Source organism: Allobosea sp. (assembly GCF_030695125.1).
Lineage (GTDB): Bacteria > Pseudomonadota > Alphaproteobacteria > Rhizobiales > Beijerinckiaceae > Allobosea.
Genome location: NZ_JAUYTP010000068.1, coordinates 96,279 through 115,954 on the forward strand (window position 1 = coordinate 96,279; position 19,676 = coordinate 115,954).

Here is a 19,676-nt window from a genome sequence, read left to right on the forward strand (position 1 = left end):
GAGGCGAGCGATCAGGCGCGTTCCACCGCCCAGACCCCGACCGGCACGACCGGCAGCGCCTCGCACAGCCGGATCCCGTCGGCGGCCAGATCGGGCCCGATCACGGCCTCCGTCAGGCGCAGTCCTGCCGGCAGCACGATGCGCGTCTCTCCCCACCAGTCGCCCTCCGGCACCAGCGCTTCGCCCGGCGCCAGCCCCTCGGCACAGCAGCGCGCCGCCACGACGAGCATGCCCGCGCCCTCATGACGACGCAGGAAAGCGACGCCGTTTCCGGCGCGCGGCCCAACGAACTCGATCGGCTCGTAGCCGCCTTGCGCAAACAGCGCCGGCTGGTTCAGGCGAAACCGCAGCAGCTTGCGCAGCAGCGCCTGCTTGATGCGCCCGTCGCGCCAGCTCTCGGCCAGCAGATCGAGCGAGAGATGCTGCGCCAGCGCGATCTTGCGGGCGCCGAAATCGACCGGCCGGCGGTTGTCAGGATCGACCAGGCTGAAATCCCAGAACTCGGTGCCCTGATAGCTGTCGGGGATGCCCGGCACCGTGCAGCGCAGCGCCAGCTGTACCAGGCCGTTCAGCGCGCCGGGGCGCTCGATGCGGGCGACGAAGGCCGCGACCTCCTGCAGCAGCGCCGTGCTCCGGGCCGGATTGAGGGCGTCGGTGGCAAATTGCAGCGCCGCATCCTCATAGGCCGCGTTCGGCTCGGCCCAGCTCGAGCGCAGCTTGGCCTCGCGCAAGGCCTTGCGCCACCAGTCGCCGAGGCGGACCGCGAAGGCGTCCAGCCCGGCGGCGTCATCGGGGCGCAGGCCCAGCGGCCAGGCGCCGACCAGCATCTGCAGGAACATGTATTCATCCGCCGGGTCGAGCCCCGCCGGCCGGGTCGGTTCGGCCAGCGCGCGCCAGCGCCGCGTCGCGTCGATCCAGTCCTCCGGCATCTCGCTCAGCACGGCCAGCCGGGCGCGAACATCCTCGCCGCGCTTATGGTCATGCGTCGCGGTCGCCAGCATCGACGCCGGTAACTCGGCGGCGCGCTTTCCCATCAGGGCGTGGAAGGTTTCGGGCGTGGTGCCCAGAACCTCGGCATCGAAGCCGACATCGTTGCGCGAGAGCAGCCGGCCATAGCGGTAGAACGCCGTATCCTCGACCGCCTTGGCGGCCAGCGGGGCGGCGAGCTGGTTGAAGCGGCGGATCGCGGTGATGCGCGCGGGGCGATGCGCCTCCGCGCCCTCGCCCGCGAGGACCGACACCAGAAAGCGCAGCGCCGGCGCATCGGTGAGCGGCTTGGCCAGCGCGACCTTCAGGGCCGCCTGCACCGCGTCTCCCGCGCCGACCCCGTCGTCGCGGCCGGTGGCGTAGCTGCGATAGGCCCGCAATTGCGCGATCAGGCTGGTGACGGCGCGGCGCAGCGCCGAGCGGGTCAGGCCTTCGGCCTCGCGATCACGGCCCCCCGCCTCCTCCAGCGCATCGACCAGCCGCTCGCGCTGCCCATCGAAGGCGTGCGAGAGGACCTCGTGGCGCGCCATCTCCTCTTCGGCGTGGAAATCGCGCGGGCGCCCACTCAGCACCGCCCAATGCGCCGACAGGGCCGAGGCGGCGTCGGGGTCGTGCTGCAGCGCCGAGACCTGGTCCATGAAATCGTAGCCGGTCGCGCCATCGACATCCCAATCCGCGGGGATCGGCTCGGCCGGCGCCAGGATCTTTTCGACGACGAGCCAGGCCCGCTCGTCCTGCAGTCCCTGCGGCCGCTGGCGCTGGAGCGTATCGAGATGGCGGCGCAGCGCGACGCAATAGCCGGCCGGATCGGCAAGCCCGTCGACATGGTCGATGCGCAGACCGTCGATCAGCCCGTCGCGATAGAGACCCAGCGCGACCGCGTGCTGGGCGACGAAGGCCGCAGGCTCGTCCATCCGCACGGCGGCGAGCTGGGTGATGTCGAAGAAGCGGCGCCAGTTGATCCGGTCGCCGGCGTTGCGCCACCAGTCGAGCACGAAATTCTGCCGCGACAACAGCGCGTCTAGCGCGTCGGCGTCCTGGAAGCCGGCAATTCCGACGGCGGCGATCTCGGCCTGGTCCTCCGGCCGGATCGGAAACAGATGCTCGCCATAGGACACGGCATAGCCGCCCTCGTGCAGCACCAGCGACAGCGCGCCGGACTGCAGGACGGCGGGATAGGGCTCGCCCAGGAAGGGGGCGTGGACCTTGCCGGCGAGCTGCGGATCGGGGCCGTCGAAATCCACGTCGAACCAGCCCGCATAGGCGCTGCCGCGGCCATGCTTCAACAGGTCGAGCCAGAGCCGGTTGTCGGCGCCGCCGACGGCCATGTGGTTGGGCACGATGTCGAGGATGATCCCGATGCCCTGGGCCCGCAGCGCCGCGGCCATCTCCTCAAATCCGGCCGCGCCGCCGAGCTCGGGGTTGATCGCGTCGAGATCGACGACGTCATAGCCATGGATCGAGCCCGCCCGCGCGGTCAGGATCGGCGAGGCGTAGACATGGCTGATGCCGAGTGCGCCGAGATAGGCGGCGAGATCGCGCCCGGCCGAAAACGGAAAGCCCTTGTGGAACTGGAGGCGGTAGGTGGCGCGGGGCGGCGAGGCCACAGGTTGCGGGGCAAGGGTGTCACGGCGCTGCGGCGCATCCGGCATCGGTTCAAATCTTTCAGGCTGGCGGCCACAAGGCGGGCCGAAAGACTGAACCGGGGATCGCCGGGCTTGTTCCGCGCTTCAGGCTGCCGCCCGCGCCTCGACGACTCCGGCGATCGCCTCGAGCAGGCGGGTGTCGTCGCCCGCGAGCCCCTCCATCGCCGCCATGCGCGCGATCACCGTCCCGGCCACCGCCTCCTCCACCGTATCCTCGGCATAGGCATAGAAGATCGTCGCGTGCTGACCGTCGCGGTGGCAGCGCCCCTCGATCTGCTGAAGCTGGATCGCGCTGTGGCGCATGTCGTGGATGACGAGCGACCGCTCGCGCTCGCCGCCCGGCATCTCGCCGCGATGCAGCGAGATCGACTCCGTCACGGTGAAGATCACCGCATCGAGCCCGCCGGTCTGGAAGACGATCCGGGTCTGCTCGTTGACGGGTCCCGAGCGCTCGCCATTGATCTCGCCCACGCGCCAGCCGCGGCCGCGCAGCACATCCGCCAGCATGGCGCTGGTCTCGAGGAAGGCGACGGAGACCGCGACCTGCTCGTCATTGCCGAGCAGGTCGTCGCAGAAATCGACCGTGCCGGGGATGCGCAGCAGGCTCGCCTTCTGGCGGAAACGCAGATCCGCCGCCCAGCCCTGCGGCTTGCGCGTCGAGCCGCCGGCCAGGCCGAGCTCCTTGCGAAATTCCCGCCAGGTCGCGTCGTAGAGCTTGCGTGCGGCCGCATCGAGCGAGACCGGGGCCAGTTCGCGCTGAACCTCGGGCCAGCCGGCGATCTCTTCCGGCCGCCGCCGCAGGCCGATCGCGCGGGCTCCGCGATAGAGCAGGTCCGCCATCACCTTGCGGTCGGTCTCGTTGGGCTCCCAGCTCCAGTTCTTCCAGCGGCCTTTGGCCCGGCCGATCCGCAGCTGCTTCATCAGAGCGCGAAAACCGTCGAGATCGGCGCTCGGCATGCCCGCCGCCCGCGCCAGCAGCGGCCCGAGATAGGACAGCTCATGCGGCGACTGGCCAGCGGTGGCGCTCATATAGATCGTGAAGGCGGACGCTGCCGCCATCTGCCGGCAGACCAGCCCCTGCTGCGAGTTCGGGTTGCGGATCCGGTGCGCCTCGTCGATGACGACCAGCGGCCAGACGCGTCGGGGTACACCGAGCTTGGCCAGTTCGTTGTTCTTCGCCCGCACCGAGCGCTTCTTCGAATCGGCGGGCGGCGCCAGCAGCGACTTGGTCTTCTCGAAGTTCATCAGCGTGACGCGCTTGGCCGGCAACCCCGACAGCGCCATCGTCCGCCGCCATTGCGGAATCGCGCCCTTGGGGCAGATCACCAGGATGTCCTGCTCCGGCATCGCCGAGAGCGCGAGCCAGGCCGACAGCGTCTTGCCGAGCCCGGTCAGGTCGCCCAGCAGGAAACCCGGCGCCCCCGCCGCCCGCGCCGCCAGGATCGCATCGCACGCGACGCGCTGATGCGCATGCGGCACCATCAGACCGGGCTCGTCCGTCATCGGGCGCGCATCGCCTGCGCGCCAACTTCCGTGGGCAATTCCTGCATGTGCATGGCAGTATCAACGCCGGGCGGGATCGGCAACGACCCTGCCCGTCCTTTCCTTCCGGCAGACAGTGAGCGAGCTTTCATGACCCGCGGCCAGGCCATCGCGCATGCGCAAGACTATTTCGACACCGGCGCCCTCAAGCGCGACCTCGCCCGCCTCATCGCGATGCCGACGGAAAGCCAGAACCCCGACCGCGCCCCGGTCCTGAGCGACTATCTCGAGACGGAGATGCGCCCGCTCTTCGAAGGCCTCGGCTTCACATGCCGCATCCTGCACCACCCCAAGGCCAAGGGCCCCTTCCTCTTCGCCCAGCGCATCGAGGATGAGAGCCTGCCGACGATCTTCGGCTACGGCCATGGCGACGTCATCCGCGGGCTCGACGCGCAATGGAGCGAAGGCCTCTCGCCCTGGACGCTGACCGAGCGCGACGGCCGCTGGTATGGCCGCGGCGTCGTCGACAACAAGGGCCAGCACGTCATCAACATCAATGCCTTGCGGGCCGTTCTTGAATCACGCGGCAAGCTCGGCTTCAACGCCAAATATCTGATCGAGATGGGCGAGGAATCCGGCTCGCCGGGCCTGCGCGAGCTTTGCGCCGACGAGGCCGCACTGTTCAAGTCCGACGTGCTGATCGCCTCCGACGGGCCCCGCCTCAATGCCGAACGCCCGACCGTCTTCCTCGGCGCCCGCGGCGTCATCACCTTCGATCTCTCGATCGTCGCGCGCGAGGGCGGGCATCATTCCGGCAACTGGGGCGGCATCCTCTCCGACCCCGCGATCCAGCTCGCCCACGCCATCGCCTCGATCACCTCCCCGACCGGCCAGATCCGGATTCCTGAATGGGTTCCCAAGGAGCTGCCGCGCGCCGTGCGCGAGGCCGTGGCCGACTGCGTCATCGATGGCGGGCCCGACGGTCCGACGATCGATCCGGGCTGGGGCGAGCCCGATCTCTCGCCGGCCGAGCAGGTCTTCGGCTGGTGCTCCTTCGACGTGCTGGCGATGAAATCGGGCGTGCCGGAAACGCCGGTCAACGCCGTGCCGCCGAGCGCCTGGGCGCGCGTGGCGCTGCGCTTCGTCGTCGGTATCGACCCGCTGGACGTCGTGCCGGCGCTGCGCCGGCATCTCGATCGTCACGGCTTCAGCATGGTCGAGATCATCATGCCCGGCACCGAGCGCTTCGGCGCGACCCGGCTCGACCCCGACGACGCCTGGGTCAGGTTCACCATCGACTCCATCGCCCGCAGCACCAACAAGAAGCCGGCGCTGCTGCCCAATCTCGGCGGCTCGCTGCCCAACGACATCTTCGCAGAGGTTCTCGGACTGCGCACGATCTGGGTGCCGCACTCCTATCCCGGCTGCTCGCAGCACGCGCCCGACGAGCACATGCCGATCGCCGTTGCCCGCGAAGCGCTCGGCCTGATGGCCGGGCTTTACTGGGACCTCGGCTCTGGCGAAGCGCCGCCCCTTTAAGCCGCTACTCCATCGGCTGGCGCGGCGCGCGATCGGGCGGCATGTCGAAGGGTGTCGCCGGTGGGCCTTCGGGCGGGGCGTTCGGCGGCAGTTCGGACGGCGGCTCGACGGGTATGCCGAGCGGCACGTCGGCCGGCGGGGATTCGACCGGCGGCGCCGGCGGCACTTCTGACGGAGTCAGGGGCGGCGCTTCCTGAGGCGGGGTCGGCATCGCCGGCGTACCCGTCGGATCGGCTTGCATCATCATCGGATCGGTCATGTCGTCGCTCCTCGGTTGGAGGAACAACGCATCATCGATCGCAAAGGTTCGCTGCCATCGGGCGAGCCATGAGCATCACCCCAAACGAACGACGCCGGCATATGCCGGCGTCGTGGGTCTCATGACAGGTCGGGCAGCGCGCTACTTGAAGCTTGGTGGCGCGCTCAGATCGAGCCCCGGCAAGCCGCCCGGGCCGCCCATGCCCGGGATCTGGATCGAGTCGAACTGCTTGTCGATCGCCTTCTGGTCGAGCTGCACCGCCGATGCTTTGTAATGCATCACCATCTGCGGGAAAATCACCACCAGCGCCACCATGATGCACTGGATCACCACGAAGGGCACCGCCCCCCAGTAGATCTGCCCCGTCGTCACGGGCTCCATCATCGTGCCCGTCACCTTGTCGCGATAGGGATCCTTCGGCGCGACCGAGCGCAGGAAGAACAGCGCGAAGCCGAAGGGCGGGTGCATGAACGAGGTCTGCATGTTCACGCCCAGGATGATGCCGAACCAGATCAGGTCGATGCCCAGCTTCTCGGCAGCCGGCCCGAGCAGCGGCACGATGATGAAGGCCAGCTCGAAGAAGTCGAGGAAGAAGGCGAGCAGGAAGACCATGATGTTGACCACGATCAGGAAGCCCGTGGCGCCGCCCGGCAGACCGACCAGCAGATGCTCGACCCAGAGATGGCCGTTGACGCCGTAGAAGGTCAGCGAGAACACCCGCGCGCCGACCAGGATGAAGAGCACGAAGGCCGAGAGCTTGGCCGTCGATTCCACCGCCTGCTTCAGCAGGTCGAAGGTCATGCGCTTCTTGCCATAGGCCAGCAGGATCGCGCCGGCGGCCCCCATCGCGCCGCCTTCGGTCGGCGTCGCGACGCCGATGAAGATCGTCCCGAGGACGAGGAAGATCAGGGCCAGCGGCGGCACCATCACGAAGATGACCTGCTCGGTCATGCGCGAGAGCAGGTTCAGACCCAGCAGCTTGTTGACGATGGCGATGACGAAGGCGATGCCGACCGCGATCGACATCGTCAGGATGACGAAATCGGCACCCGCCTGGACCTTCGTGAACAGCTTCATGCAGGCATAGGCGGAGCCGAAGGCGATGATCGTGATCACCAGCAGCGAGCGCCGGCGGGTCTGGCCATCGGCATCGCGCAGGGTCTGCGCCTCCGGCGGCAGGCCCGGAGCCCGGCTGGGATAGATCATCGTGACGAGGAAGACGTAGCCCGCATACATCGACGACAGCACGAGGCCGGGGATGAAGGCGCCCTCATACATGTCGCCGACCGAGCGGCCGAGCTGGTCGGCCAGCACGATCAGGACCAGCGAAGGCGGAATGATCTGCGCCAGGGTCCCCGAGGCGGCGATCACGCCCGTTGCGAGGCGCCGGTCATAGCCGTAGCGCAGCATGATCGGCAGCGAGATCAGGCCCATCGAGATGACCGAGGCCGCGACGACGCCGGTGGTGGCGGCCAGCAGTGCGCCGACGAAGATCACCGCATAGGCCAGACCACCGCGGATCGGCCCGAAGAGCTGGCCGATCGTGTCGAGCAGGTCTTCCGCCATGCCCGAGCGCTCGAGGATCAGTCCCATGAAGGTGAAGAACGGGATGGCGAGCAGCACGTCGTTGTTCATCGTGCCGTAGATTCGCTCCGGCATCGCCTGCAGGAAGTTCTCCTGGAACATGCCGAGCTCGATGCCGACGATGGCGAAGAGCAGGCCGTTGGCCGCCAGCGCGAAGGCCACCGGATAGCCCAGCAGGAGGAACGCGACGAGGGCGGCAAACATCACCGGCGCCATGTTGACGCGCAGGAAATCGCCGAGGCCGGCAGCGTGAGCCTCGCCGGTGTGCAGGCCGAGGAAGGCGACGAGCGTCAGCGCGAGCAACAGGCCGGCGACACGGGACAGGCGAATGGCGGTCATGGCGGGGGTCCGGACGTCTTTCGGGGAGCGCATCATGCCAGCCCCTGCTGCTTGGCCTGCTCGAGCAGGCGATGCGCCTCGGCTTCGGCCGCGGCGGCGTGGCCGCGCAGCGTTTCGTCGTCATCGAGCTCGCCGCGCATGATCGCGACCTGCTTGATGATCTCGGAGACGCCCTGCACGGCCAGCATCACGAAGCCGATCACGACCAGCCCCTTGGCCGGCCACTGCGCCAGACCGCCCGCCGAGAGCGACTGCTCGTTGATGGCGTAGGAGCGCATGAAGAAGGGCCAGGAATGATAGATCATCAGCAGGCAGAACGGCATCAGGAACAACGTATGGCCGACGAGGTCTATCCAGCGCTGCACGCTCTTGGGCAGCAGGCTGTTCACGATGTCGATGCGGATGTGCTCCTTCACCTTCAGGGTCCAGGGCGCACACATCAGGAAGACCGCGCCGAACAGCATCCACTGCAGCTCGAGCCAGGCGTTCGACGACATGTTGAAGACCTTGCGGACGATCGCGTTGATGGCGGCCACGAGCACGGCGACCAGGATCAGCCACGCGATCTTCTTGCCGATCTGCGTGTTGACCGAGTCGATGACACTGCTGATCCGGAGTAGTCCCTTCACGTCGGTGCTCCCAGTTCTCGTGCGGCGCCTTGTTCTGAGCGCAGGCCCCATCAGCGCCCCGGTTATAGGAAGGCCAAGGCAGGCACAAGCGCCGGGACCCCGCATCGAGCGGGTCCGGTCCGGGATTCTCAGCACAAAATATCGCCAGTGGAACGCAGAGCGAAACGATGTTCGACATCGCAGGCTTCAGCCCGCGCCAGACATTCCGCGATCGACACGCGCGACCGCCCGAAGAGCCGCGCTGGCGGATCGGGACTTCGATGGAGATGTCCGGAAAGGGAGGTTCGTGGTGGGTGATGTAGGGCTCGAACCTACGACCCGCTGATTAAGAGTCAGCTGCTCTACCAACTGAGCTAATCACCCATACGCCACGAAGCGCATGCCGTTTCGCGGCCGAAGCCGCGTCAGGCAGGCCGGCGATGTAGCAAAGCCCCCCGCCCCTGTCCACCCGTCTGCGACAGAAATATGTGAGACCCGCGGCGAGACCGCCGCGGGCGCTGTCGACGCGGTTAACGGCCCCGCTCAGTCGGCCTTGCGGTTCAGCAGGTGATAGAGCCCGATCGCGCCGAAGGTCGCCGTGCCGATGCCGCCGAGCTCGAAGCCGAAGATCGGCAGCTTGAGATCGCCTGCGCCCAGAATCAGCGCGGTCGCGACCGTAAGCAGGTTCTTCGGCTGCGCGAAATCGACCTTGCTCTCGACCCAGATCCGCCCGGCCGTCGCCGCGATCAGGCCGAAGACCACGATGGCGAGCCCGCCGAGCACGGCCACGGGGATCGTGCCGATGACCGCGCCGAACTTGGGCGAGAAGCCCAGCACCAGCGCGATGATGCCGGCCGCGACGAAGACCAGAGTCGAATAGACCCGCGTCACCGCCATCACACCCATGTTCTCGGCATAGGTGGTGACGCCGGTGCCGCCGCCCGAGCCCGCGATCATGGTGGCGACGCCGTCGGCGATGAAGCCCCGCCCGATCAGCGGGTCGAGGTTGCGGCCCGTCATCACCGCGATGCCCTTGATGTGCCCGAGATTCTCCGCGACCAGGATGATCGCCACCGGCGCGATCAGCGCGATCGCCCGGCCGTCGAACACCGGCGCGACGAAGTTGGGCAGACCGAACCAGGCGGCCGCCGCGACCCGGCCGAAGTCCACCGGCGGTGCGCCGAAGCTCTGCGCCGTGGAGGCATAGAGGAGATAGGCGACGAGCCCACCGATCAGGATCGGCAGGCGCTGCGCCAGCCCGCGGCTGTAGACCGCCACCACGGCGACCGTGACGACCGTGAACAGCGCGATCCACTTCGTATAGGCGCTGGCGGAGATCATGTTCATCGCCACGCCCGTGAGGTTGAGCCCGATCGCGGCCACGACCGCGCCCGTCACAACCGGCGGCAGCAGCTTCTCGATCCAGGCCGTGCCGACCGCCTGCACCAGCAAGCCGATCGCGGCATAGACCGCCCCGCAGGCGATGATGCCGCCGAGCGCCACGCCGATATTGGCGTTGGGGCCGGAGCCGGCATAGCCGGTCGCCGCGATCACCACGCCGATGAAGGCGAAGGACGAACCGAGATAGCTCGGCAGCTGCCCGCGCGTGACGATGAAGAACAAGAGCGTCGCGACGCCGGAGAAGAAGATCGCCACATTGGGGTCGAACCCCATCAGGATCGGCGCCAGCGCGGTCGCGCCGAACATCGCGACGACATGCTGCAGCCCCGCGATGAAGGTCTGGCCGACCGGCAGCCGCTCGTCGGGCATGACGGTGCCCGAGGTCTTCAGGGTCCAGTTCGGAAAATAGCCTGCCATTGCAATCGCTCCCGCCATGCCGTTCGGCCGCGAGGAGCGGCCGCTAATGGAGGCGAGATGAAGGCAAGTCGCGCGCCCGCGCCAGATCGGGGCGCGGTCATCCACCGGAATCGGATGGGCTTCGTCTCGACGTCATGCTCGGGCTTGACCCGAGCATCTCCGGGGCGAGATTCTCGGGTCTGCGCTTCGCTTCGCCCGAGAATGACGAAAACCCCTACCCCGCAGCCGCCTGCGCATGCAGGCGCGAGCCCTTGGCCATCAGCTTGTTGAGCGCGACGAGATAGGCCTTGGCCGAGGAGACCAGCGTGTCGGGGTCGGCGCCGCGGCCGGTCACCGACGAGCCGTCATGGGTGAGCCGCACCGTGACCTCGGCCTGCGCGTCGGTGCCCTGCGTGACGGCATGGACGTCGTAGAGCTCCAGCGTCGCCTCATGCGGCACGATCGTCTTGATCGCGTTGAAGATCGCGTCGACCGGCCCGTTGCCCTCGACCTCCTCGGTGACGAGGCGACCCTCGACATCGAGCTTCATCGTTGCGCGCTGCGGGCCGCGCGTGCCGGCGATGACGGTGAGCGAGACCAGCTTGACCCGGTCATGCGCCGAGGCCAGGTTCTCGTCGATCAGCGCCTCGATATCCTCGTCATAGACGTGCTTCTTGCGGTCGGCGAGCGCCTTGAAGCGGGTGAAGGCGTCCTCCATCTGGTTCTCGCCCAGATCGTAGCCCATGTCCTTCAGCTTCGAGCGGAAGGCGGCGCGGCCCGAATGCTTCCCCATCACCAGCGAGGTCTTGGTGACGCCGACCGAGGCCGGGGTCATGATCTCATAGGTGGTCTGGTTCTTCAGCATGCCGTCCTGGTGGATGCCGCTCTCATGGGCGAAGGCGTTCCGCCCGACGATCGCCTTGTTGTACTGCACCGGGAAGGCGCAGGCGCCCGACACCGCGCGCGAGGCCTTCATCAGCAGGGTGGCGTCGATGCCGGTGTCGTAGGGCAGCACGTCACCGCGCACCCGCAGCGCCATCACCAGCTCTTCCAGCGCAGCATTGCCGGCCCGCTCGCCGATGCCGTTGATCGTGCATTCGACCTGCCGCGCCCCGCCCTCAATGCCGGCGATCGAATTGGCCACCGCCAGCCCGAGATCATTGTGGCAATGGACGGAGAAGATCGCCTTGTCCGCATTGGGCACGCGCTCGCGCACCTGCCGGAACATCGTGCGGTATTCGTCGGGCGTGGCGTAGCCGACCGTGTCGGGCAGGTTGATCGTGGTCGCGCCCGCGCGGATCGCCGCCTCGACCGTGCGGCAGAGGTAATCGATCGGGGTGCGGGTGGCGTCCATCGCCGACCACTCGACATCCTCGACCAGGTTGCGCGCCTGCGCCACCGTCTTGGTGATGATTTCCAGCACCTCCTCCTGCGACTTGCGCATCTGGTGCTCGAGATGGATCGGCGAGGTCGAGACGAAGGTGTGGATGCGCGGCTTGCCCGCATGGCGCACCGCCTCGCCGGCCCGGGCGATGTCGCCGGAGATGGCGCGGGCGAGGCCGGCGATGGTCGAGCGCTTGCTGCGCCGCGCGATCTCCGACACCGCCTCGAAATCGCCGTCGGAGGCGATCGGGAAACCGGCCTCGATGATATCGACGCCCATCAGGTCCAGCAGTTCGGCGATCTCGAGCTTTTCCTCGAAGGTCATCGTCGCGCCGGGGCACTGCTCGCCGTCACGCAGCGTGGTGTCGAAGATCAGCACGCGGTCTTTGGTGGAAGCGGGCGTCGAAGAGCCGTTGCCGTTGGTCGTTTCGGTCATGATCATGGTCCTGAAAGAGCTGGCGCCGCTCTCGTCGGATGCAGGCGCCTCAGATCGGGAAGGTCGTTCTCGTCACTCCCCTGAGCGCCCAGGCATGCATGCCCGGCCGGCCCTCAGGGGCGGCTAAGGAGAAGAAGCAGACCAAGCGACGCGGCAGGACGCGCGCACGAACCGGCGACCCGCGCGCTGGCGCGGTCGTCAAACCAGTCATGGGCAAGCGTCGGTGACACAGGCGATCCTCGTTGACCTTGGAATGATGTAGCCGAAACCGGCACGCCGGCGCAAGCATATGTCGCGGGCGCTGTGCGCATGCGACGCGGCGGATGCGCGCCTTATGATCACGCAGCGCGGGGGCTGGCTCATCACGCAGCGCCGGGGGACGAAACAGGATGATGACCTATAACCGCTGGGCGATCGGGCTCGCCTTCTGCCTGTCGGGCCTCGCGGGCTATATCGACACGATCGGCTTCATCAGCCTCGGCGGCTTCTTCGTCTCCTTCATGAGCGGCAACACCACGCGGCTGAGCATCGAGCTTGCCGGGCTGCACACCGGCGGCATCGCCACGGCCGCGACCGTGCTCGCGCTCTTCGTCGGCGGCGTGATCTGCGGCTCGCTGGTCGGCCATTTTGGCGGACGGCGGCGCAAATCGGCTGTGCTGGGGCTGGTGGCCGCTGCGCTCGCCCTGGCCGCCACGCTCGATATGATCGGCTTGAGCTTTGCCGGCGCCGTGCTGCTCGCCTTCGCCATGGGCGCCGAGAACGGCGTCTTCCAGCGCGACGGCGAGGTCACCATCGCGCTCACCTACATGACCGGGACGCTGGTGAAGATGGGCCAGCGCATGGCGGGCGCCATGCTCGGCGGGCCGGCCCTCGGCTGGGTGCGCCATCTGGTCTTGTGGCTCGGCCTGCTCACCGGCTGCATCAACGGCGCCATCGCGCATTACCTCGTCGGCCAGGGCGCAGTCTGGCTGGCGGCGCTGGCGGCCGCGATCTTCGCGCTCGCCCTGCCCTTCCTGCCCCTGGACGATTGAGCCTGAGCGCGCCCGCTTTGCCCGCCCGCGGGAATCGGTCATCCTCGCGCCCACCCGATGCCGGAGCCCGCCATGCGCGCCTTTGCCCTGCCCCTCGCCGCCCTCGCCTTCGGCCTCGCCGCCTGCCAGACCCCCGCCCCGAGCACGCCCCCGGCCCCGCCGCCCGAGCAGGCCGGCGCCGGCGTCACGCCCAACACCTTCCGCATGCCCACGGGCTCGGGCTGCTCCGGCGAGGTCGAGCGTTTCCAGGCGGTGATGGACAACGACCTCGCCACCGGCCACACGACGAAGGGCGTGCACACGCGGGTTTCGGCCGAGATTTCGACGGCCCGCTCGACCTGCGCCGCCGGCAACGAGGGCGGCGCGATCAGCCAGATCCGGGCGACGAAGGCGCGGTTCGGCTATCCGGGGTGAGGATTTGGCTGCCGAACCTCCGCGTCATCCCGGACAAGCCGCGAAGCGGCGCCGCTCCGGGATCCATCGGGGGGTGGGACGTAGCTCTATGATGGATCCCGGGACGACCTGCGGTCGCCCGGGATGACGGCGTGTTTCCTCACGCGACCGGACAGGTGCTACGCCACCAGCCCGCGCTTCTGCAGCAGCGCATCCGGCGTCGGCAGCCGCCCGCGGAACAGCCGGTAGGCCTCCGCCGCGTCGCGCGTGTCGCCGGCCGAATAGATGTAGCGCTTCAGCTTGCCGGCCAGCTCCGGCGCAAACACGTCGCCTGCCTCCAGGAAGGCGTTGAAGGCGTCGGCGTCCATCACCTCCGACCAGAGATAGCTGTAATAGCCGGCCGAATAGCCGTCGCCCGAGAAGACATGGGTGAAATGCGGCGTGCGGTGGCGCATCACCATGCCCTCGGGCATGCCGAGCCGCGAAAGCTCGGCCTTCTCGAAGGCCAGCGCGTCGATCTCGCCGGGCTCCTCCAGCGAATGGAAGGCGAGGTCGACCAGCGCCGAGGAGGTATACTCGACGGTGGCGCAGCCCTGGTTGAAGGTCTGGGCGCGCTTGATCGTCTCGATCAGCGCCTCGGGAATCGGCTCAGCCGTTTCGGCGTGCAGGCAATAGCTCTGCATCACCTCCTTCGTCAGGAACCAGTGCTCGTAGAGCTGCGAGGGCAGTTCGACGAAGTCGCGCGACACCGAGGTGCCGGCCAGGGACCCGTAGGTCACGTCCGAGAGCAGCCCGTGCAGCGCATGGCCGAATTCGTGGAACAGCGTGCGCGCATCGTCGATCGAGAGCAGCGCAGGCTTGCCCTCCGCCGGCTTGGCGAAGTTGCAGACATTGACGATGATCGGGCGGACCTCGCCGCCGAGCTTGCGCTGGCCGCGATAGGCGCTCATCCAGGCGCCCGAGCGCTTCGAGGCGCGGGCGAAATAGTCGCCGATGAACAGGCCGATATGCCGGCCGGTCGCGCTCTCCGTCACCTCCCAGATCCGCACATCCGGATGATAGCCCGCGAGATCGGTCCGCGCCGCGAAGGACAGGCCAAACAGCTTGCCGGCGACGTCGAAGGCGGCCGCGATGATCCGGTCGAGCTGGAGATAGGGCTTCAGCACGGCCTCATCGAGCGCATAGGTCTTCTGGCGCACCTTCTCGGCGTAGTGGCGCCAGTCTGAGGGGCGGATCGGGCCGTTCTCACCCTCGGCCTGCGCCAGCGCGGCCAAATCGGCGGCCTCCTGCGCGGCGCGCGCCTTGGCCGGCGTCCAGACCAGCTCTAGCAGCTCGCGGACATGCTCCGGCGTCTTCGCCATGGCGTCGTCGAGCTTGAAATGCGCGAAGGTCGCGTAGCCCAGAAGCTTCGCCTTCTGCGCCCGCAGCTTGACCATTTCGGCGACGATGGCGCGGTTGTCGCTGTCATTGCCGTTTTCGCCGCGCTTGCCCCAGGCAGCGAAGGCCTCCTCGCGCAGGTCGCGGCGTGTCGAGAAGGTCAGGAAGGGCTCGATCACCGAGCGCGACAGCGTCACCGCATGCTGGCCGGGGTGGCCGCGATCGGCCGCGGCGCGTGCCATCGCGGCGAGCAGGAAGGGCGGCAGTCCAGCCAGCCCCGCCTCGTCTTCGATCATCAGCGCATACGAGGATTCGTCCTTCAGCACGTTCTGGCTGAACTGGGTGCCCAGGCCCGCCAGCCGCTCGTTGATCGCGGCCAGACGCGCCTTGTCCTCGCCACCGAGCTGCGCGCCCGAGCGGATGAAGCCCCGATGCGTGCGCTCCAGCAGCCGCATCTGCTCGGAATCGAGCCCGAGCGCCTCGCGCTTGGCGAACACCGCATCGACCCGCGCGAACAGCGCAGGGTCCATCATGATCGCCGACCAGTGGCGCGAGGTCAGCGGCGAGAGCGCGCGCTCGATCGCCTGCAGCGCCTCGTTCGTGTCGGCCCCCGCCAGATTGTAGAACACGCCGCCGACGCGCGAGAGCGCCCGCCCGGCCCGCTCCAACGCCTCGATGGTGTTGGCGAAATCGGGCGCCGCAGGATCGGCCACGATCGCGGCCATCTCGTCCTTGTGCTTCGCCAGCGCCGCCTCGAAGGCCGGCTGGATATGCTCGGGCCGGATCACCGCGAAGGGCGGCAGGCCGAAGGGAGTGTCCCAGCGTGCGGCGAAGGGGTTGCCGGCCGGGAGCGGCAGCGCCTCGGGCACGGAGGCTTCGGACGAGACGGAGACGGGCGCGGTCATGGCATCGCTTTCGGCTGGCGGCGGCAGAGAGATCGGACGCCCGATCAATCCTGCGCGAAGATATGGCTCAGATAGGGCTTCATGAAGGGGGCCATGCGGTGCCGGTCGCAATCGGCGGCGCTGCGCAGGATCACGATGTCGTCGAGCTCCTGCTCCTCGAGGCCTTGCATGCGCGACAGCATCAGCGCGCGCGCCTCGTCGGCCGGCAGGGCGATCGTGAGCGGGCGCATGAAGGCGACGCGGCCGGGCGAGAACACGGCATGCCATCCCTCCCCGACCCGCACATCAGTCTCGGCCAGACCGGTCTCCTCGGCGAGTTCGCGCAGGACGCTGCCGGCGAGATCGACCGTGCCGTCGGCGCGCACATCGCTGCAATCCGGCGTGCCGGCGGCGAAATAGACCATGCCCGCATTGGCGGTATGCCCGCCCATGCGCCCGCACAGGAAGGCGCCGTCGGCCGCCCGCAGCGCGCCCATCGCGAAACCGTTGCGCAGCGCCGGGCCCGGATGGCCGGCGTCGCGCCAGGTCATGAAGGCGGCGTAGTCGGTCTCGAAATAACGCGCCTGGAACACGCCATCGGCGATCGCCGCGCGATGCTGCAGCAGGATGCGCCCGTTGAACATGGCGGGCTTGCCGGCACTGATCCTGGCCCAGTGCGCCGCGATCTGCGCCTCGTTATCGCGGGCGAAGGCCCAGTCATAGGGCTCGATCCGGGCGTCGATCCGGTCGACGCGGGCAATGTGCCCGTCGGAAAAGCGTTCGATGTCGTTGGTGTCCAGGCTCGCGGCGTCGGTCACAGCAGCACGCCCTCGCTGATGACGACGGCCGAGCCGCCGATCCGCGCCGAGACCAGCGCGCCTCCCGCCACCGTCAGCTCCAGCGTGATCTGCGAGGGCCGGCCCATCTCGTAGCCCTGCTCGATGACGAAGCGGTGCTCGCCATCCCCGGGCTTGTCGAACGCCATGATGGCTCCCGCGAAGGCTGCCGAAGCGCCGCCCGTCGCCGGATCCTCGACGATGCCGGCCCCCGGCCAGAACATGCGCGCGTGATAGTGGTGCCCGGCCTCGACAGTCTCGCGGCAGTAGACGAAGGCGTTCGGATGGGCGGCGGGCGTCATCACGGCGTCCCAGCGTCCGAGATCGAGCGCGATCGCGCCGATCGTGGCGAGATCGGCCACCGGCACCATGGTGAAGGGCACGCCGGCGGAGAACACGGCCGGGCGGTGGCCGGGCAGGCCGATGCGGCCGGGCTCGAGCCCGAGCACCGCGGCGATCTCGGCGGCGGCGGGCGCGGCCTCGCCTTCCTGCGGCAGGCGCGGCAGGGTGAAGGTCGCCTGCCCCGCGCGCTCTCCACTCACCGAGACGGCGCAGGGCACACGGCCGATCGGCTCCTCCAGCACCAGGATATCGGCGCCGCGGCCCTCCGCCCGGTCGCGAAGCGCCAGCAGCACCGCGGTGCCGACGGTGGGGTGCCCGGCGAAGGGCAGTTCGCGGCCGGGCGTGAAGATGCGCAGAGCGGCGCGGTGTCCGGCCTCCGCGGGTGGCTGCACGAAGACGGTCTCGGACAGGTTGAACTCGCGCGCGATCGCCTGCATCGCCGCCGTGTCGAGCCCGTCCGCGTCGAGCACCACCGCCAGCGGGTTGCCGGCATGGGGCGTAGCGGTGAAGACGTCGAGCGTGACGAAACGGCGGGCCATGACGGTCAGTCCTTCGGAATGGTCAGGTCGATGGTGAGCGGGCAATGGTCGGAGGCTTTGGGCCTGTCCCAGCCGATGCGTGGATAGCGGTCTGCGCTGGTGGCGAGCGCAGCGATGGACCGGTCGGGTTCGCGCGGGTCGAGCGGCACGCGATAGGGCAGCCCGCGGCGGATCATTCGTATGGCAGGAGCGGGATTGGCCGCAGCCAGCGCCGGCGACAGGAGGATATGGTCGAGCGGCATATGCGTCTCGACCAGTTGCTGGCGCACCTCCGACCAGTAGCGGCGGAAATGCGTCCAGCGCTCATGCGGCGGGATGGCTTCCATCGGATCGACGGCGAAATTGTCGAGCAACGGCTCGATTCCGCTCTCGCCCTCGTCGATTCGCTCAGCCAGCGGCCCCAGCCCGAAGCGGTAGGCGTTGAGATCGCCCAGCACGATCCAGTTCGCCTCGCGCCAGCCCTCGCCGAAATGCTGCTTGATCAGCCCTTTGACCGCGCGCGCCTCGGCCCGGCGCACCGGCAGGGTCGCCACCCGCCCATCGTCGCGGCCATTGCTCATCGATTTGAAGTGGCAGCCGAACAAGGCGAGGCTCCGGTCGCCGAAATCGAGCTCGACCTGCAGGCAGTCGCGCGCAAACACCTTGCCGTCGCGGTCGATCCCGAGCGCGGCGAGATCGCGGTCATGGACGCCGGCCGCAGCAAAACTGAGATCCTTGTGCGAGCGCACGCTCACCCGCTGCGGCGCCAGCAGATCGCGCCGCGCGGCGAAGCCGATATCGATGTTGCGGCGGTCGTTGCCGTCCAGCAGCGTGAAATGGCCGTAGCGGTGGTCGGCAATGCGGTGGACGTAATTGGCGAAGAAGGCCTGCAGGCTCGCCAGCGAATCGACCTCCTGCAGCATCCAGAGATCGGCATGCGCCTCAGCCAGAGCGAGCGCGGTCATCTGGCGCTTGTCATCCTCCAGCGCAACCGCCAGCGAACGCTCGACCGCGTCGCGCTCGTCGACGCGGGGGAAATGGAACAGCGACATGGCGGGCGCGGTATCGCTGCGCTCGCCCGAGGAGAAGCGATGGCGCGTCAGCAGGTTCTCGACGTTGAAGGTGCCGACGCGCAGTTTCATGACGTCTGACGCTGCCGAACGCGGTGCGGAACCGCACCGTCAGCCCGCCCGCAGCCCTCATCCTGAGGAGCCGCGCAGCGGCGTCTCGAAGGATGCTCCAGATGGATCACGAACCAGCTGGAGCATCCTTCGAGACGCGCTCCTGCGGAGCGCTCCTCAGGATGAGGGCTGAGTGAGGGGCGCTTCATCCCGCTCAGAGCTTCTCGGGCACGAACTGGTGCGTCGGCGTCACGAACTCGTCCTGCGCCGCGACCGTCAGGATTTCGCGGGAGCCCGCCTCCTTGGTGCGCTTGAGCAGGCCGTAGATCGAGGCCGCGGCCTTCGCGAGCGCGGCAGCCGCCGATTCCTCGCGCAGGTAATGCACGAAGAACAGTGCCGCGATCGCGTCCCCCGCGCCGTTGACGCTGACGTCGAGCTTGGGCGTGCGGACGCGGAAAGCGCCCTTCGCGTCGGCCGCCATCAGGTCGATCGAGTCGGCCGGCGTCTCGTCGGTGACGAGCGAGGTGACGAGCACGACCTTCGGCCCGGCATCGCGCAGCGCCTCGACCGCGCGATGCGCATCCGCGATCGTGCGAATCTCGATATCGGTCAGCAATTCGAGCTCGAACTGGTTGGGCGTGACGATGTCGGCAGCCGGCACCGCCTGTTCGCGCATGAACTCAGGGATGCCCGGCCGCACGAAGACGCCACGCCCGACATCGCCCATCACCGGGTCGCAGCAATAGACCGCCTTCGGATTGGCCGCCCGAACGCGCTCGACCGCCGAGAGGATGGCATGGCCGATATCGGCCGAGCCCATATAGCCCGAGAGCAGGCCGGTGCAGGACGGCAGCACGCCGCGCTCGGCGATGCCCTCCATCACCTCGTCGATCATGCCGCCGTCGAAGACGCGGCCCTTCCAGGCGCCGTAGCCGGTGTGGTTCGAGAACTGCACCGTATGGATCGGCCAGACCTCGACGCCCAGGCGCTGCATGGGGAAGACGGCGGAGGCGTTGCCGACATGGCCATAGGCGACATGCGACTGGATCGAGAGGATGTTCATGGGCATCTCGGCAGAGTCTGGGGGCGCAAGCTCTAACCGCTCGCGCGGCCG

General features: G+C 68.5%; 15 protein-coding genes and 1 tRNA gene. 3 read left to right on the plus strand and 13 right to left on the minus strand.

The genetic code is table 11. The features are described from left to right. Positions 1–11: 11 nt before the first annotated feature. On the minus strand, positions 12–2,639 hold the full coding sequence (treY, locus tag Q8S38_RS20120) for a malto-oligosyltrehalose synthase (protein ID WP_305682124.1): 2,628 nt from the start codon (positions 2,637–2,639) through the stop codon (positions 12–14). A 78-nt stretch (positions 2,640–2,717) separates the two neighbouring features. Then, positions 2,718–4,136 (minus strand): SNF2-related protein, encoded by a 1,419-nt coding sequence (locus Q8S38_RS20125; RefSeq protein ID WP_305682125.1) that lies wholly within the window; start codon positions 4,134–4,136, stop codon positions 2,718–2,720. A 129-nt stretch (positions 4,137–4,265) separates the two neighbouring features. On the opposite strand from Q8S38_RS20125, the gene Q8S38_RS20130 reads away from it, so the two are divergent. Continuing rightward, positions 4,266–5,654 (plus strand): M20 family metallopeptidase, encoded by a 1,389-nt coding sequence (locus tag Q8S38_RS20130; RefSeq protein ID WP_305682126.1) that lies wholly within the window; start codon positions 4,266–4,268, stop codon positions 5,652–5,654. Between the two features lie 4 nt (positions 5,655–5,658). Here the strand turns inward: Q8S38_RS20130 and Q8S38_RS20135 are convergent, their stop codons facing one another. The 6 genes from Q8S38_RS20135 to Q8S38_RS20160 all read right to left on the minus strand — a co-directional run bounded on the left by Q8S38_RS20135 (position 5,659) and on the right by Q8S38_RS20160 (position 12,060). Continuing rightward, a complete protein-coding gene (locus tag Q8S38_RS20135) occupies positions 5,659–5,913 on the minus strand; it encodes a hypothetical protein (RefSeq protein ID WP_305682127.1) in 255 nt (84 codons plus the stop codon). Positions 5,914–6,054: 141 nt separating this feature from the next. Then, positions 6,055–7,713, minus strand: coding sequence for a TRAP transporter large permease (locus tag Q8S38_RS20140; RefSeq protein WP_305682307.1), 1,659 nt, complete (start codon positions 7,711–7,713; stop codon positions 6,055–6,057). A 155-nt stretch (positions 7,714–7,868) separates the two neighbouring features. Next, on the minus strand, positions 7,869–8,465 hold the full coding sequence (locus Q8S38_RS20145; RefSeq protein WP_305682128.1) for a TRAP transporter small permease subunit: 597 nt from the start codon (positions 8,463–8,465) through the stop codon (positions 7,869–7,871). A 287-nt stretch (positions 8,466–8,752) separates the two neighbouring features. Next, a tRNA-Lys gene (locus Q8S38_RS20150) sits at positions 8,753–8,828 on the minus strand. 159 nt (positions 8,829–8,987) lie between these two features. Continuing rightward, complete coding sequence (locus Q8S38_RS20155; RefSeq protein ID WP_305682129.1) at positions 8,988–10,262, minus strand: solute carrier family 23 protein; 1,275 nt, start codon at positions 10,260–10,262, stop codon at positions 8,988–8,990. Positions 10,263–10,476: 214 nt separating this feature from the next. Further along, the gene (locus Q8S38_RS20160; RefSeq protein ID WP_305682130.1) at positions 10,477–12,060 is read right to left on the minus strand and encodes a 2-isopropylmalate synthase; all 1,584 of its coding nucleotides are present in this window, start codon (positions 12,058–12,060) and stop codon (positions 10,477–10,479) included. 389 nt (positions 12,061–12,449) lie between these two features. Between Q8S38_RS20160 and Q8S38_RS20165 the strand changes: the two genes are divergently transcribed. Continuing rightward, positions 12,450–13,091, plus strand: coding sequence for a YoaK family protein (locus Q8S38_RS20165; protein ID WP_305682131.1), 642 nt, complete (start codon positions 12,450–12,452; stop codon positions 13,089–13,091). 72 nt (positions 13,092–13,163) lie between these two features. Beyond that, positions 13,164–13,505, plus strand: coding sequence for a hypothetical protein (locus Q8S38_RS20170; protein WP_267522020.1), 342 nt, complete (start codon positions 13,164–13,166; stop codon positions 13,503–13,505). A gap of 158 nt (positions 13,506–13,663) precedes the next feature. Here Q8S38_RS20170 and Q8S38_RS20175 read toward each other — a convergent pair whose 3' ends face one another. The 5 genes from Q8S38_RS20175 to pdxY form a co-directional block, all read right to left on the minus strand. Next, complete coding sequence (locus Q8S38_RS20175; protein WP_305682132.1) at positions 13,664–15,766, minus strand: M3 family metallopeptidase; 2,103 nt, start codon at positions 15,764–15,766, stop codon at positions 13,664–13,666. Positions 15,767–15,810: 44 nt separating this feature from the next. Beyond that, the gene (locus Q8S38_RS20180; RefSeq protein WP_305682133.1) at positions 15,811–16,563 is read right to left on the minus strand and encodes an NUDIX hydrolase; all 753 of its coding nucleotides are present in this window, start codon (positions 16,561–16,563) and stop codon (positions 15,811–15,813) included. Further along, complete coding sequence (locus tag Q8S38_RS20185) at positions 16,560–17,462, minus strand: PhzF family phenazine biosynthesis protein (protein WP_305682134.1); 903 nt, start codon at positions 17,460–17,462, stop codon at positions 16,560–16,562. The genes Q8S38_RS20180 and Q8S38_RS20185 overlap by 4 nt, the downstream gene beginning before the upstream one ends. 5 nt (positions 17,463–17,467) lie before the next feature. Continuing rightward, positions 17,468–18,583 (minus strand): endonuclease/exonuclease/phosphatase family protein, encoded by a 1,116-nt coding sequence (locus Q8S38_RS20190; protein WP_305682135.1) that lies wholly within the window; start codon positions 18,581–18,583, stop codon positions 17,468–17,470. Between the two features lie 193 nt (positions 18,584–18,776). Next, positions 18,777–19,625 carry a pyridoxal kinase PdxY gene (gene pdxY, locus Q8S38_RS20195; RefSeq protein ID WP_305682136.1) on the minus strand — a complete coding sequence of 283 codons (849 nt, stop codon included), beginning with the start codon at positions 19,623–19,625 and terminating at the stop codon, positions 18,777–18,779. Positions 19,626–19,676 lie beyond the last annotated feature (51 nt).

What these genes read in the sequence shown, in the direction of transcription:
- treY (WP_305682124.1), bottom strand. Translation starts at nt 2,639, where the DNA reads ATGCCGGATGCGCCGCAGCGCCGTGACACCCTTGCCCCGCAACCTGTG.
- Q8S38_RS20125 (WP_305682125.1), bottom strand. Translation starts at nt 4,136, where the DNA reads ATGACGGACGAGCCCGGTCTGATGGTGCCGCATGCGCATCAGCGCGTC.
- Q8S38_RS20130 (WP_305682126.1), top strand. Translation starts at nt 4,266, where the DNA reads ATGACCCGCGGCCAGGCCATCGCGCATGCGCAAGACTATTTCGACACC.
- Q8S38_RS20135 (WP_305682127.1), bottom strand. Translation starts at nt 5,913, where the DNA reads ATGACCGATCCGATGATGATGCAAGCCGATCCGACGGGTACGCCGGCG.
- Q8S38_RS20140 (WP_305682307.1), bottom strand. Translation starts at nt 7,713, where the DNA reads ATGGCGCCGGTGATGTTTGCCGCCCTCGTCGCGTTCCTCCTGCTGGGC.
- Q8S38_RS20155 (WP_305682129.1), bottom strand. Translation starts at nt 10,262, where the DNA reads ATGGCAGGCTATTTTCCGAACTGGACCCTGAAGACCTCGGGCACCGTC.
- Q8S38_RS20160 (WP_305682130.1), bottom strand. Translation starts at nt 12,060, where the DNA reads ATGACCGAAACGACCAACGGCAACGGCTCTTCGACGCCCGCTTCCACC.
- Q8S38_RS20165 (WP_305682131.1), top strand. Translation starts at nt 12,450, where the DNA reads ATGATGACCTATAACCGCTGGGCGATCGGGCTCGCCTTCTGCCTGTCG.
- Q8S38_RS20170 (WP_267522020.1), top strand. Translation starts at nt 13,164, where the DNA reads ATGCGCGCCTTTGCCCTGCCCCTCGCCGCCCTCGCCTTCGGCCTCGCC.
- Q8S38_RS20175 (WP_305682132.1), bottom strand. Translation starts at nt 15,766, where the DNA reads ATGACCGCGCCCGTCTCCGTCTCGTCCGAAGCCTCCGTGCCCGAGGCG.
- Q8S38_RS20185 (WP_305682134.1), bottom strand. Translation starts at nt 17,462, where the DNA reads ATGGCCCGCCGTTTCGTCACGCTCGACGTCTTCACCGCTACGCCCCAT.
- Q8S38_RS20190 (WP_305682135.1), bottom strand. Translation starts at nt 18,583, where the DNA reads ATGAAACTGCGCGTCGGCACCTTCAACGTCGAGAACCTGCTGACGCGC.
- pdxY (WP_305682136.1), bottom strand. Translation starts at nt 19,625, where the DNA reads ATGAACATCCTCTCGATCCAGTCGCATGTCGCCTATGGCCATGTCGGC.